General features: G+C 72.6%; 10 protein-coding genes. 6 read left to right on the plus strand and 4 right to left on the minus strand.

The window, feature by feature from the left end:
- Positions 1 to 18 precede the first annotated feature (18 nt).
- Together ABZ923_RS05885 and ABZ923_RS05890 are read right to left on the minus strand one after the other, a co-directional pair.
- Positions 19 to 153 (minus strand): SPW_0924 family protein, encoded by a 135-nt coding sequence (locus ABZ923_RS05885; RefSeq protein WP_361467311.1) that lies wholly within the window; start codon positions 151 to 153, stop codon positions 19 to 21.
- A 161-nt stretch (positions 154 to 314) separates the two neighbouring features.
- The gene (locus ABZ923_RS05890) at positions 315 to 2,087 is read right to left on the minus strand and encodes a lytic transglycosylase domain-containing protein (protein ID WP_361467313.1); all 1,773 of its coding nucleotides are present in this window, start codon (positions 2,085 to 2,087) and stop codon (positions 315 to 317) included.
- Positions 2,088 to 2,404: 317 nt separating this feature from the next.
- Here ABZ923_RS05890 and ABZ923_RS05895 point away from each other — a divergent pair, with 317 nt between their 5' ends.
- Positions 2,405 to 3,274 carry a DUF4184 family protein gene (locus ABZ923_RS05895; protein WP_361467315.1) on the plus strand — a complete coding sequence of 290 codons (870 nt, stop codon included), beginning with the start codon at positions 2,405 to 2,407 and terminating at the stop codon, positions 3,272 to 3,274.
- Here ABZ923_RS05895 and ABZ923_RS05900 read toward each other — a convergent pair.
- Entirely contained in the window at positions 3,183 to 3,593 is a 411-nt protein-coding gene (locus tag ABZ923_RS05900; protein WP_361467317.1) for a hypothetical protein, read from the minus strand. The genes ABZ923_RS05895 and ABZ923_RS05900 overlap by 92 nt on opposite strands.
- Positions 3,594 to 4,184: 591 nt before the next feature.
- Positions 4,185 to 6,911, minus strand: coding sequence for a DNA polymerase I (polA, locus tag ABZ923_RS05905; RefSeq protein WP_361467319.1), 2,727 nt, complete (start codon positions 6,909 to 6,911; stop codon positions 4,185 to 4,187).
- A 201-nt stretch (positions 6,912 to 7,112) separates the two neighbouring features.
- Between polA and ABZ923_RS05910 the strand changes: the two genes are divergently transcribed.
- The 5 genes from ABZ923_RS05910 to ABZ923_RS05930 all read left to right on the plus strand — a co-directional run bounded on the left by ABZ923_RS05910 (position 7,113) and on the right by ABZ923_RS05930 (position 12,616).
- Entirely contained in the window at positions 7,113 to 9,425 is a 2,313-nt protein-coding gene (locus tag ABZ923_RS05910) for an FdhF/YdeP family oxidoreductase (RefSeq protein ID WP_361467320.1), read from the plus strand.
- 48 nt (positions 9,426 to 9,473) lie between these two features.
- Complete coding sequence (locus tag ABZ923_RS05915) at positions 9,474 to 9,962, plus strand: hotdog fold thioesterase (RefSeq protein WP_361467322.1); 489 nt, start codon at positions 9,474 to 9,476, stop codon at positions 9,960 to 9,962.
- A gap of 54 nt (positions 9,963 to 10,016) precedes the next feature.
- Positions 10,017 to 10,460, plus strand: a complete 444-nt coding sequence (locus ABZ923_RS05920) for a hypothetical protein (protein WP_361467324.1) — start codon at positions 10,017 to 10,019, stop codon at positions 10,458 to 10,460.
- Positions 10,457 to 11,092 (plus strand): Tat pathway signal sequence domain protein, encoded by a 636-nt coding sequence (locus ABZ923_RS05925; RefSeq protein WP_361467325.1) that lies wholly within the window; start codon positions 10,457 to 10,459, stop codon positions 11,090 to 11,092. Before ABZ923_RS05920 ends, ABZ923_RS05925 begins: the two co-directional genes overlap by 4 nt.
- A gap of 291 nt (positions 11,093 to 11,383) precedes the next feature.
- A complete protein-coding gene (locus tag ABZ923_RS05930; RefSeq protein WP_361467328.1) occupies positions 11,384 to 12,616 on the plus strand; it encodes a branched-chain amino acid ABC transporter substrate-binding protein in 1,233 nt (410 codons plus the stop codon).
- Positions 12,617 to 12,645: the final 29 nt, after the last annotated feature.

A 12,645-nucleotide genomic window follows, 5' to 3' on the forward strand; every position in this document is an offset into this window, starting at 1 on the left:
CCTCCCGGACGGGCGCGGCTACGGGTGCGCGGGCACGGTCGTCAGCAGCGGCTCGGGGGACGTCCGGCCCGACGGCGTGCCCAGCGCGCTGATCGCGAGGACCAGGGCGAACGCGAGGGCGAGGCCGGTCGCGGCGGCGATCAGGGCGCGCATGCGGGGCCTCCCGGCGGACGGTCGGTGTCCTGACGGCTGCCTGATGGTGCGTCAGGTCCGGCACCGTAGCAACGGGCGGGCGAGATGAGAACAGCGGTGCACGCACGAACGAGGGCGCCCTCCCCGCGGCAGCGGAGGGGCGCCCTCGGTGCCGCCGTGCGTCAGGAGGCGGACTCGCTCGGGGCCGGGTTCGCCGTGGTGTCGGCCGCGACCTTCAGTTCCACGGTGAGCGTGGCGCCGCCCGTGGTGGTGATGCGGAGCAGGAAGGTGCCGGTGGTGTCGTCCGCGTACAGCTTCGGGAGGGTGAGCAGGCCCTTCGCGTCCGTCTGGAGGCCGGCGAGGGTGCGGACGGGCTTGCCGTCGGCGTCCTTGAAGTAGGGGCCCTTGCCGTTCTCCGTGGCGTCCGTGTCGGACGTGATCAGCGTGGCGGTGGCCGCGACCTTGTCGGCGACGGCGCCCTTGTACGTCGCCTTCACCTGGACCTGGTCGGCGAACTCGCCGCCGGGGGTGCAGGTCAGCGGGGTGTCGCTGGTGCGGGCCAGGGTGTCGGCGGCGCGCGCGGTGACCGTGGCGGTGAAGTCGACGCCCTTGACCGAGCGGCCCACGACGGTCGCGGTGACCTTGAAGTCGCCGGTCTTCTCACCGGCCTGGAGGGCCGGGGCGACCGCGAGGCCCTTGGCGTCGGTGACGACCGTGGCCACCTTCTCGCCGCCGGCGAAGGTGGCGTCCGTGTCGCCGGTCAGGGTGAACCTGATCCTGACCTTGGCGACGGACTTGCCGACCTTGGTCTCGGCGCGGACGGCGACCGGGTCGGCGAAGGCGTCGCCGGCCGTCGCGGTGAGCTTTCCGGTGCCCACGCCTTGCAGGTGGTCCACGAGGTCGGTGGGCGTCTGCGGGGGCGCAGGCGGGGTGGGCGGCCGAGGGGTGGGCGACGGCGGGGTGGGCGGCTGCGGCGTGGGCGGCTGCGGGGGCTTGGGGCCGGGCGTCTCGTGGCCGCCGTTGCCGTCGCCGTCGCCGCCGGGCTTGTGGGGCTTCGGGTGCGGCCTGGTCGTGGGCGGGTGCGAGGGGCTCGGGGACGTGGTGCGGGGGGAGCCGCCGTCGCTGCGGTGCTCGGGCACGCCGCCGGTGCCGTCGGGGATGGAGTGGCTGCCCTTGCGGTAGTACTCCAGCCAGTTCAGGACCAGGGCGAGGTAGTCCTGCGAGTTGTTGTAGCTGAGGATCGCGCTGCGCAGGCCGCCGTCGGTGGACAGGTCCCAGCCGTTGCGGCACAGGTAGTGGCCGGCGGCGAGGGCGGCGTCGTAGACGTTGTTGGGGTCCTTCTTGCCGTCCCCGTTGCCGTCGCGGCCGGCCCAGGCCCAGGTGGACGGGATGAACTGCATGGGCCCGACGGCCTGGTCGTAGGTGCTGTTGCCGTCGTACGCGCCGTCGTCGGTGTCCGGGATGAGCGCGAAGCCGTTGCCGTCGAGCTGCGGGCCGAGGATCCGGCCGACGGTGGTGCCGTCGGCGTCGACCCGGCCGCCGCGGGCGTGTCCCGACTCGACGTTGCCGATGGCGGCGAGCAGTTGCCAGGGCAGGTTGCAGCCGGGCTTGGCGGAGCGGAGTTCGGCCTCGGCCTTCTTGTAGGCGTCGAGGACCGTCGCCGGGATGCCGGCCTCGGCCTCGCCGCGGGACACGGGCGTGCCGGCGCCGGCCGAGGGGCTGGGGTTGGGGCTCTTCAGCGGCGGCAGGTCCGTGTAGTAGGGCGAGTTGCCGGTGGCGTTGCCGGCGGCGGACCCGTCCGGCACGGGAGCGGTGGCGCCGGTCGCCGTCTGTCTGCCGGGGTCCTCGCCGGTCACTCCCGGAGCCTGGGACGCGGAGAGAGCCGCGACCGCCGCCGCGGCCACGGCGGTGGTCGCCGCTCCCTTGCGCAGCCGCCTGCCGAAATGCGCCGCCATAGAGTGAACCCCTCCCATGGACGTCCGTGCGTCCGTCTCCGTCTGTCTGCCTCGCTCTGGTGTGACGGTTGACCCCGTGATCTGGTTGCCCCTGTGCCGCCGTTCCCTCCGTGTGACGCGTGTGCGGCCGCCCGTCCTGCACGGCGACGCAGGTGACCCTACGACAACTTGCTGTGAGCGGGCACCCGTTCGCGCCCCCGATTCACCGGTTGGCCAACTGTCGTCGCCCCGCGGGGACCCGGACCGTGCTCACGCATACTGGGCGCAGTCGATCACCGGTGCCGGAGTACGGGCCGCCGGACGCTCTGGGGGTTCTGTTGCCGTTCACGCTCAGTCATGCGGCGGCCGTGCTGCCCGCGATCCGCCGGGACGGCAGCGGCCGGGGCCGGCTGGTGCCGGCGGTGCTCGTCGCGGGCTCCTACGCACCCGACATGCCCTATTACACGGCCGGTGTCCTGCCGGGCGGCATGGAGTTCGGCACGGTCACGCACGCGTTCGCCGGGGTCGTCACGGTCGACGTGCTCATCGCCTGGGCCCTCGCGGGGCTGTGGCTACTGGTCCGCGAGCCCTTGCCGGCGCTGCTGCCGCGGGCCTGGCAGGGCAGGCCGGCCGCCCTGCTGCGCTGCGGTGCGCCACGCGCGCGCGTGCGGGCCGCGTCGGCGGGCCGGTGGTACGGCTCCGCGGTGCTCGGCGCGCTCACCCATGTGGTGTGGGACGCGTTCACGCATCACGACCGGTGGGGTACGCGGCTGGTTCCGGCCATCGGCCGGGACCGGCCGGCCGGCATGCCGCTGTTCACCTGGCTGCAGTACGGGTCCTCGGTGGCGGGTGCCGTGGTGATCGCGGTGTTCGTGGTCCGCGCGCTGCGGCGGGCGCCGGGCGGGGCGGCGGCGGAAGTGCCGGTGCTGTCCGCGCGGGACCGGTGGTGCGCGTTCGCGGTGATCGGCGGCTGTGCGCTGGCGGGGGCGGCACAGCGGACGGCGCGGTGGCGGGAGCAGCGGGGTACGGCCGCGGGGCCGTGGGAACTGGTGCCCACCCTGTGCTTCGGCGTGGGCGCCGGGGTGGTCGTGGGGCTGCTGCTGTACGCCGTCGGGGTCAGGGTCTGGCGTCCGGCCGCGGGTCCTGGGGGCCCTGGGGGTCCCGGCGGGGTGGTCGGCGCGAGCCCGGAGCAGCCGGTCGCTCGGTGAGGGACGCGACGAAGACCGTGAGCGTGGGCCGGGGGCGGGATCTCGGGACCAGGGTGAGGACGAGCGCGAGATAGCCGCGGGCCAGGTCGGTCCACTGGCGCCAGTCGGGGGTGGGGGCCGGGCGGCCGGCGAGTCCGCGCCGGAGGCGCCGGGTGACGTGGCGGACGGTCGTGGCCAGGTCGGCCGGGATGCGGGCGGTGCTTGCGTCGGCCGCGAGAGCCGGGACCGGCGCGAAGGGCACGGCCTGCGCCGAGACGATGTCCGCCCAGGCCCCGGTGGCTGCCTCGGGTGTCCGGCGGTGAAGCATGCGTATACCCATGCCCGCAGTGTTGCGGCTGCGGGGGGTGGGGGGCGTTCTGACGGGGTCCACGAGAGTGACGGGCCCTCCAGGGGTTCGGCGGGATGGTGGGTGCGGGTGAGGGGGGCGCCGTGCTGGGTGGGGGGTGCGCTGCCGGGCGGGGCAGGCGCCGTACGGGTTGCGGTGGGTTCGGCACCGCCGGAGTGCGCCGCGGGGGTTGATCGCCGTTGCGGCGGACAGAGGTGGCCGGGGTGGGAAGGGGGCGGCGGAGACGGGGACGGCGGAGGACGGCGGCGGAGGGCGGCGGAGGAGGACGGCGGAGGAGGACGGCGGCGGCACGAGCGGAGGGCGGCGGCGCGAGCGGAGATCGGCGGCGCGAGCGGAGCAGCGGCTGCACGAGCGGAGGGCAGCGGCGCGAGCGGGGCAGCGCAGCGTCCCCTTCGTTCGCTTGCGACCGCCCCCGCTCGCCCCCCGCCCGCTCGTAACCGCCGCCCGGCGTCGCAGCACCCCACCGCCCGGCGTCGCAGCACCCCACCGCCCGGCGTCGCAGCCTCCCGGCGCCCGGGGTTGCAGCACCCCACCGCCCCGGCCCCCGTCCGCGCGCCGCGGGCTCTAGTGGGCTGCCGATTCCCAGTCCGGGCCCACGCCCACCGAGACGTCCAGCGGGGCCCTGAGGTGGACGGCGTCGGACATTTCACGGCGGACGAGTTCCTCGACGGCCGTCCGCTCGCCGGGGGCGATCTCCAGGACGATTTCGTCGTGGACCTGGAGGAGCATGCGGGACTTCAGGTCCGCCGCCCGCAGCGCGCTGTCCACCTTGAGCATGGCGATCTTCACGATGTCCGCCGCCGTGCCCTGGATGGGCGCGTTCAGGGCCATGCGCTCGGCCGCCTCACGGCGCTGGCGGTTGTCGCTGTTGAGGTCGGGGAGGTAGCGGCGGCGCCCGAAGAGCGTCGCCGTGTAGCCCGTCGCCCGCGCCTCGTCGACCGCCCGGCGCAGGTAGTCCCGGACCCCGCCGAAGCGCTCGAAGTACGCGTCCATCAGCGACCGGGCCTCGGCCGCCTCGATGTTCAGCTGCTGGGACAGGCCGAACGCGGACAGGCCGTAGGCCAGGCCGTACGACATCGCCTTGATCTTGCGCCGCATCTCCGCGTCGACCGCGCCGGGCTCGACGCCGAACACCTGGGAGGCGGCGGTGGTGTGCAGGTCCTCGCCGGAGGTGAACGCCTGGATCAGGCCCTCGTCCTCGGAGAGGTGGGCCATCACGCGCAGTTCGATCTGGCTGTAGTCCGCCGTCATCAGGGACTCGAAGCCCTCGCCGACGACGAAGCCCCGGCGGATCGCCCGGCCCTCGTCGGTGCGCACGGGGATGTTCTGGAGGTTGGGGTCCGTGGAGGAGAGGCGTCCGGTCGCGGCCACCGTCTGGTTGAAGGTGGTGTGGATACGGCCGTCGCCCGCGATGGTCTTGATCAGGCCCTCGACGGTGACGCGGAGCTTCGCCTGCTCCCGGTGCCGGAGCATGATCACCGGCAGTTCGTTGTCGGTCTGGGTGGCGAGCCAGGCCAGCGCGTCGGCGTCGGTGGTGTAGCCGGTCTTGGTCTTCTTCGTCTTCGGCAGCGCCAGCTCGCCGAAGAGGACCTCCTGGAGCTGCTTGGGCGAGCCGAGGTTGAACTCGTGGCCGGCCGCGGCGTGCGCCTCCTTCACGGCCTGCTGCACCGCGCCCGCGAACATCTGTTCCATCGCTTCGAGGTGCGGACGGTCCGCCGCGATGCCGTGGCGCTCCATCCGGGCGAGCAGCGCGGAGGTGGGCAGCTCCATGTCCCGGAGCAGGTCCGCGGCGCCGACCTCGGTCAGACGGGCCTCGAAGGCCGTGCCGAGGTCCAGGACGGCGCGGGCCTGGACCATCAGGGCCTCGGCCTCGGCGCCCTCGTCCGCGCCGAAGGCCAGCTGGCCGTCGGCTGCGGCGGCGGGGGCCAGCTCGCGGTGCAGGTACTCCAGGGACAGCGCGTCCAGGTCGAAGGAGCGGCGGCCGGGCTTGACCAGGTAGGCGGCGAGCGCGGTGTCCATGGTCACGCCCTCGACGCTCCAGCCGTGCTCGGCGAAGACGCGCATGGCGCCCTTGGCGTTGTGGAGCACCTTGGGGCGGTCGGCGTCGGCCAGCCAGGCCGCGAACGCGTTCTCGTCGGCCTCGTCCAGCTCGGACGGGTCGAACCAGGCCGCCGCTCCCCCGGCCGTGGCGAGGGCGACCTCGGCGACCGAGCCGGTGCCCAGCGCCCAGGTGTCGACGGTGGCGACGCCCAGGGTCCCGGCGCCGTGCTCGGCGAGCCAGGGGGCCACCTCGCCGGTGCGCAGGATGCGGCCGTCGATCTCCACGCCGTCGGTGGTGACCGGGGTGGTCTCGGCCTCCTCGGTGCCGGGGTCGACGGCGAAGAGGCGCTCGCGCAGGGACGGGTTGCGGATCTCCAGGGTGTCCAGGACCATCGCGACGGCCTTGCGGTCGTACGGGGCCCGCTCCAGGTCGGCGACCGTCCTGGGCAGCTCCACCTCGCGCTCCAGCTCGGTGAGGACGCGGTTGAGCTTGACGGACTCCAGGTGGTCGCGGAGGTTCTGCCCGGCCTTGCCCTTGACCTCCTCGACCCGCTCGACCAGCTCGGCGAACGAGCCGAACTGGTTGATCCACTTCGCGGCGGTCTTCTCGCCGACGCCGGGGATGCCGGGGAGGTTGTCGGACGGGTCGCCGCGCAGGGCCGCGAAGTCCGGGTACTGGGCGGGCGTCAAGCCGTACTTCTCGAAAACCTTCTCCGGGGTGAACCGGGTCAGCTCCGAGACGCCCTTCGTGGGGTAGAGCACGGTGGTGTTCTCGGTGACCAGCTGGAAGGAGTCGCGGTCACCGGTGACGATCAGCACCTCGAAGCCCTCGGCCTCGGCCTGGGTGGCGAGGGTGGCGATGACGTCGTCCGCCTCGTACCCCTCGACGGCGAAGCGCGGCGCGTGCATCGCGTCGAGCAGCTCGCCGATCAGCTCGACCTGGCCCTTGAACTCGTCCGGGGTCTTGGAGCGGTTCGCCTTGTACTCGGTGAACCGCTCGGAGCGCCAGGTCTTGCGGGAGACGTCGAAGGCCACCGCGAAGTGCGTGGGCGCCTCGTCACGCAGGGTGTTGGCCAGCATCGACGCGAAGCCGTAGATCGCGTTCGTCGGCTGGCCGGTCGCGGTCGTGAAGTTCTCCGCGGGCAGCGCGAAGAACGCGCGGTAGGCCAGCGAGTGCCCGTCCATGAGCATCAGCCGGGGACGGGTGCCGCCGGGGGTCTTGTCGGTCTGCTTCGGTGCTGTCTCTGCCACGTCCCCGATCCTGCCACGCCGCACCGACACTCCGGCCCGGGCGGTTCCTCCGCGGGTACGGACTGACGCGTTCCGCTCACGTGGCGTGACGGCGACGCCGCGCGGGCGGTGCGGCCGGCCGCTACCGCCCGGTTCCGTTGTCGGTGGGCCGTGGGAGGATCGTCCGCGTACTTCTCACACGCAGTCGAAGGGGACCGTGCGATGGCGACGAAGCCGCCCAAGGGTGATCCGGTTCAGGACGCGCCGCAGGTCGCGGAGCCGAAGCACGCGGCGGCCGGGCTGCCGGCCATCGGGCACACGCTGCGCATCGCCCGGCAGCAGATGGGGGTGCGGCGCACGGCGCTGACGCTGCTGCGCGTGAACCAGAAGGACGGCTTCGACTGCCCGGGCTGCGCCTGGCCGGAGCCGGACCACCGGCACGCGGCGGAGTTCTGCGAGAACGGCGCCAAGGCGGTGGCCGAGGAGGCCACCCTGCGCCGGGTCACGCCCGAGTTCTTCGCCGCGCACTCCGTCGCCGACCTGTCCGGCCGCAGTGGCTACTGGCTGGGCCAGCAGGGCCGGCTCACGCACCCCGTGTACCTCCCCGAGGGCGGCACGCACTACGAGCCGGTCTCCTGGGAGCGGGCCTTCGACATCGTGGCCGAGGAGATCGCCGCCCTCGGCTCCCCGGACGAGGCCGTCTTCTACACCTCGGGCCGTACCAGCAACGAGGCCGCGTTCCTGTACCAGCTCTTCGCGCGCGAGCTGGGCACGAACAACCTGCCGGACTGCTCGAACATGTGCCACGAGTCGTCCGGGTCGGCGCTGAGCGAGACCATCGGCATCGGCAAGGGCAGCGTCCTGCTGGAGGACCTGTACCAGGCCGACCTGATCATCGTCGCGGGCCAGAACCCGGGCACGAACCATCCGCGGATGCTCTCCGCGCTGGAGAAGGCCAAGGCGAACGGCGCGAAGGTCATCAGCGTCAATCCGCTGCCCGAGGCGGGCCTGGAGCGGTTCAGGAACCCCCAGACCCCGCAGGGCCTCCTCAAGGGCGCCGCCCTCACGGACCTGTTCCTGCAGATCCGCATCGGCGGCGACCAGGCCCTCTTCCGGCTCCTGAACAAGCTGGTCCTGGAGACCGAGGGCGCGGTCGACGAGGAGTTCGTCCGCGACCACACGCACGGCTTCGAGGAGTTCGCGGCGGCCGCGCGTGCCGCCGACTGGGACGAGACGCTGACCGCGACGGGCCTCACGCGCGCGGAGATCGAGCGGGCCCTCGGCATGGTCCTCGCCTCGAAGCGGACCATCGTCTGCTGGGCGATGGGCCTCACCCAGCACAAGCACGCCGTCCCGACCATCCGTGAGGTGGTCAACTTCCTGCTGCTGCGCGGCAACATCGGCCGCCCGGGCGCCGGCGTGTGCCCGGTGCGCGGGCACAGCAACGTCCAGGGCGACCGCACCATGGGCATCTTCGAGCGGCCCGCCCCTGCCTTCCTGGACGCCCTGGAGAAGGAGTTCGGGTTCGCGCCGCCGCGTGCGCACGGCTTCGACGTCGTGCGGGCCATCCGCGCGCTGCGCGACGGCGAGGCGAAGGTGTTCTTCGCCATGGGCGGCAACTTCGTCTCCGCCTCGCCCGACACCGAGGTCACCGAGGCCGCGATGCGCCGCGCGCGGCTGACGGTGCACGTGTCGACCAAGCTGAACCGCTCGCACGTGGTCACGGGCGCGCGGGCGCTGATCCTGCCCACCCTGGGCCGCACGGAGCGCGATGTGCAGGACGGCGGCGAGCAGTTCGTGACGGTCGAGGACTCCATGGGCATGGTGCACGCCTCGCGCGGACGTCTGAAGCCCGCGAGTGCGCACCTGCGGTCCGAGCCGGCCATCGTCTGCGGGCTCGCGCGCCGGGTGCTCGGCGAGCGCAGTGTCGTGCCGTGGGAGGAGTTCGCGAAGGACTACGCGACGATCCGTGACCGCATCGCGCGCGTGATCCCCGGTTTCGAGGACTTCAACGCGCGCGTGGCGCGGCCCGGCGGCTTCGCGCTGCCGCACGCCCCGCGCGACGAGCGCCGCTTCCCGACCGCCACGGGCAAGGCGAACTTCACGGCGGCGCCGGTGGAGTACCCGGCGCTGCCCGAGGGCCGGCTGCTGCTGCAGACCCTGCGCTCGCACGACCAGTACAACACCACGATCTACGGCCTGGACGACCGGTACCGGGGCATCACCGGCGGGCGCCGGGTGGTGCTGGTGCACCCGGAGGACGCCCGCGCCCTCGGGGTCGCCGAGGGGTCGTACGTCGACCTGGTGAGCGAGTGGCGGGACGGGGTGGAGCGGCGGGCGCCCGGTTTCCGGGTGGTGCTGTACCCGACGGCCCGGGGGTGCGCGGCGGCGTACTACCCCGAGACGAACGTGCTGGTGCCGCTGGACGCCACCGCCGACACCAGCAACACCCCGGCCAGCAAGTCCGTCGTCGTACGGCTGGAGGACCACACCGAGGACGCCCGGAGCCGTCTGGAACAATCGGCGACCGACTGAGCGTTTGCTCAGTGAGCAGCCAGCTGGACGACGAACGGAGCCGGGCCCATGGGTGAGCAGCAGCGAGTGAAGTTCCCGCAGGAGGTCATCGACGAGTACGCGGCACTCGGTGTGGACCTGCCCGCCCTGTTCTCGGCCGGGCATCTGGGCACGCGCATGGGGGTGCAGATCCTGGAGGCCTCGGCGGACAAGGTCGTCGGGACCATGCCGGTCGAGGGCAACACCCAGCCGTACGGCCTGCTGCACGGCGGCGCCTCGGCGGTGCTCGCCGAGACCCTGGGCTCGGTCGGCTCGATGCTGCACGGCGGCGCCTCGAAGATCGCGGTCGGGGTGGACCTGAACTGCACGCACCACCGCGGGGTCCGCTCGGGCCTGGTGACGGGCGTGGCCACGCCGGTGCACCGGGGCCGGTCCACGGCGACGTACGAGATCGTGATCAGCGACGAGGCGGACCGCCGGGTCTGCACCGCCCGGCTGACCTGCCTGCTGCGGGACGTGCGGCCGGGCGACGGTCCCGCGGAGCCCGCCGGAAGCTGAGCCCGGCCCCGCCGGAGCGTTGCCCCTCGCCCTCCCTGCCCTTAGCTTCGGCACATGGGACGGCGAGGAGGCCCCCGGCCGGGGCTGAGGTTCCTGGTGCTCGGGCTGGCGGTGCCGGCGGTGCTGTCCGCGACGGGCTGCGCCGGACCGAGCGGCTCCCCGCACTCCCCGGCCGCCGCCACACCCGGTCCGGGTTCCGCGGCCGCCTCTCCCCGCACGCCGGCCCCCGCCCGGCCGACCTCCGACGCAGAACTGTGCGCGCGGCTCATCACCCACTGGGCGCACGAGGTTCTCGACGGTGACTCCTACGGCGACTACCAGTCCATGGGCCTGTCCCACGGGCAGTACGAGATCCTGCGGGACGTCGTGGACGCCGCGCGGACTCTGAAACACCGTCAAGGCGCTGCGGCGGCCGACCAGTTGATCGGCCGTCAGGCACGTGCTGCGTGTACCGAGCGCTACCGCCACGGGACTCCGAGCGGAGGCCCCTGGACATGAGCGGCATCGGCCCCCCGGAGCCCGGCGAGGGCACGCGCGCCTGGGACGACCGGCAGCCGGAGGCCGCCTTCCCGGCCGGCCGGACACGCGCCTTGCTCGCGGCCCGGTACGCCCGCCACCGCCGCATCGCCTTCGCCCTCGCCGCCGCGGCCGTCCTGTCGGGGGGCGGCGGATACCTCTACGCCACCCGGCCGCAGCAGCCGCCCCCGCACCCGCCGCACAGGCCGGCGCAGGCGCCCTACCCCGCCCAAGTCGTGGACGTGACCTACCTCGACGCCCGGAGGCCCCCGGCGGGCGCCCCGCCGCGCAGCTTCAGCTTCACCGTCCTGGTGAGCGTGGCGTCGGGGCCGCCGGTCACCGTGATCCGGGTCGGCCAGCCGTACGCGGGGCTGGCCCTGACGACGAACCCGCCCACACCGTTCCGAACCCGGGCGAATTCGGCCCGCAAGATCACAATAACCATGCACGTGACGGATTGCGAAAAAGCCCCCAGGGACGCCGGGCTCCCTTTCCTCGACGTAACTCTGCGTAATACGCGTGCAATACAGACACAGAGCTTCATCCCCGGAGCACGCTACGCACAGGACCTCTCCCACGCCCTGGAAGTCGCCTGCAGCAACAGATCCAGGTAATCACCAAAACAGCTGAGACACCTGGAAAGATCATGGCGAGTCCTGCGGGTTCTCAAAATGTGGACAGCGCGAATCCACCTGAATTCCACCTTCCACCCCACCCAGTACCGCTCTGCATTACGTCGTGTCATAACAAGAGCGTCACAGCCTCGGTCAGACACTCCTCCACGTTCCCCACACACGCTTAGAGTCACGGCCAGTCACCGCGCCTTCAGATTGTCCAAAATCAGCGCGGCGCGCGACTCGACCGCTTCCACGGGGAGGCGGTTGTGCCTGGGGAAAGGACTGATCGTGCGTCAACGTTCGCTTATCGCCATCACCGCCGCGCTGGCGGCGGGAGCGCTCACCCTCACCGCCTGCGGCTCGCGCGACAGCGGCGACAAGGGCTCCGACTCGGGCAACGGCGGCACCACCGTCGTCATCGGCGTGGACGCCCCCCTGACCGGCGACCTGTCCGCCATGGGCCTGGGCATCAAGAACTCGGCGGACCTCGCCGCCAAGAACGCCAACAAGCAGAACCTGGTCAAGGGCGTCACCTTCAAGATCGACGCCCGCGACGACCAGGCCCAGCCCTCCGCCGGCCAGCAGAACGCCTCCACCTTCGTCTCGGACAAGAGCGTCCTCGGCGTCGTCGGCCCGCTCAACTCCTCGGTCGCCGAGTCCATGCAGAAGGTCTTCGACGACGCCAAGCTGGTCCAGGTCTCCCCGGCCAACACCGGCCCGGCCCTGACCCAGGGCCCGGACTGGCAGACCAAGAAGGTCCGCCCGTACAAGGCGTACTTCCGCACCGCGACCACGGACGCCATCCAGGGCCCGTTCGCCGCCCAGTACGTCTACAACACCGCCAAGAAGAAGAAGGTCTTCGTCATCGACGACAAGAAGACCTACGGCTCCGGCCTCGCCGCCACCTTCACCACCGAGTTCAAGAAGCTCGGCGGCAAGGTCGTCGGCACCGAGCACATCAACCCCGACGCCAAGGACTTCTCCGCGGTCGCCACCAAGGTCAAGAACTCCGGTGCCGAGGTCGTCTACTACGGCGGCGAGTACCCGCAGGCCGGCCCGCTCAGCAAGCAGATCAAGGCCGCCGGCGCCAAGATCCCGCTGGTCGGCGGCGACGGCATCAAGGACGACACCTTCATGAAGCTGGCGGGCTCCGAGGCCACCGGCGACCTGGCCACCTCCGTCGGCGCCCCGGTCGAGGACCTGCCCTCCGCCAAGCAGTTCGTGGCCGACTACAAGGCCGCGGGCTACAAGGAGGAGTACTCCGCCTACGGCGGCTACGCCTACGACTCCGCCTGGGCCGTCATCGAGGCCGTGAAGAAGGTCGTCGACGCCAACGGCGGCAAGCTGCCCTCCGACGCCCGCGCCAAGATCACCGAGGCGATGCAGGGCGTGGCCTTCGACGGCGTGACCGGCAAGGTCTCCTTCGACGAGTACGGCGACGCCACCAACAAGCAGCTGACCGTCTACGCCGTGAAGAACGGTGCCTGGGTTCCCGTCAAGTCCGGTACCTACACCGGCTGATCCACGCCCGACCCACTCAAGAGCCGCGC

It is taken from the genome of Streptomyces sp. NPDC046881, from assembly GCF_040645015.1.
GTDB lineage: Bacteria > Actinomycetota > Actinomycetes > Streptomycetales > Streptomycetaceae > Streptomyces.

What these genes read in the sequence shown, in the direction of transcription:
- ABZ923_RS05885 (WP_361467311.1), bottom strand. Translation starts at nt 153, where the DNA reads ATGCGCGCCCTGATCGCCGCCGCGACCGGCCTCGCCCTCGCGTTCGCC.
- ABZ923_RS05890 (WP_361467313.1), bottom strand. Translation starts at nt 2,087, where the DNA reads ATGGCGGCGCATTTCGGCAGGCGGCTGCGCAAGGGAGCGGCGACCACC.
- ABZ923_RS05900 (WP_361467317.1), bottom strand. Translation starts at nt 3,593, where the DNA reads ATGGGTATACGCATGCTTCACCGCCGGACACCCGAGGCAGCCACCGGG.
- ABZ923_RS05910 (WP_361467320.1), top strand. Translation starts at nt 7,113, where the DNA reads ATGGCGACGAAGCCGCCCAAGGGTGATCCGGTTCAGGACGCGCCGCAG.
- ABZ923_RS05915 (WP_361467322.1), top strand. Translation starts at nt 9,474, where the DNA reads ATGGGTGAGCAGCAGCGAGTGAAGTTCCCGCAGGAGGTCATCGACGAG.
- ABZ923_RS05920 (WP_361467324.1), top strand. Translation starts at nt 10,017, where the DNA reads ATGGGACGGCGAGGAGGCCCCCGGCCGGGGCTGAGGTTCCTGGTGCTC.
- ABZ923_RS05925 (WP_361467325.1), top strand. Translation starts at nt 10,457, where the DNA reads ATGAGCGGCATCGGCCCCCCGGAGCCCGGCGAGGGCACGCGCGCCTGG.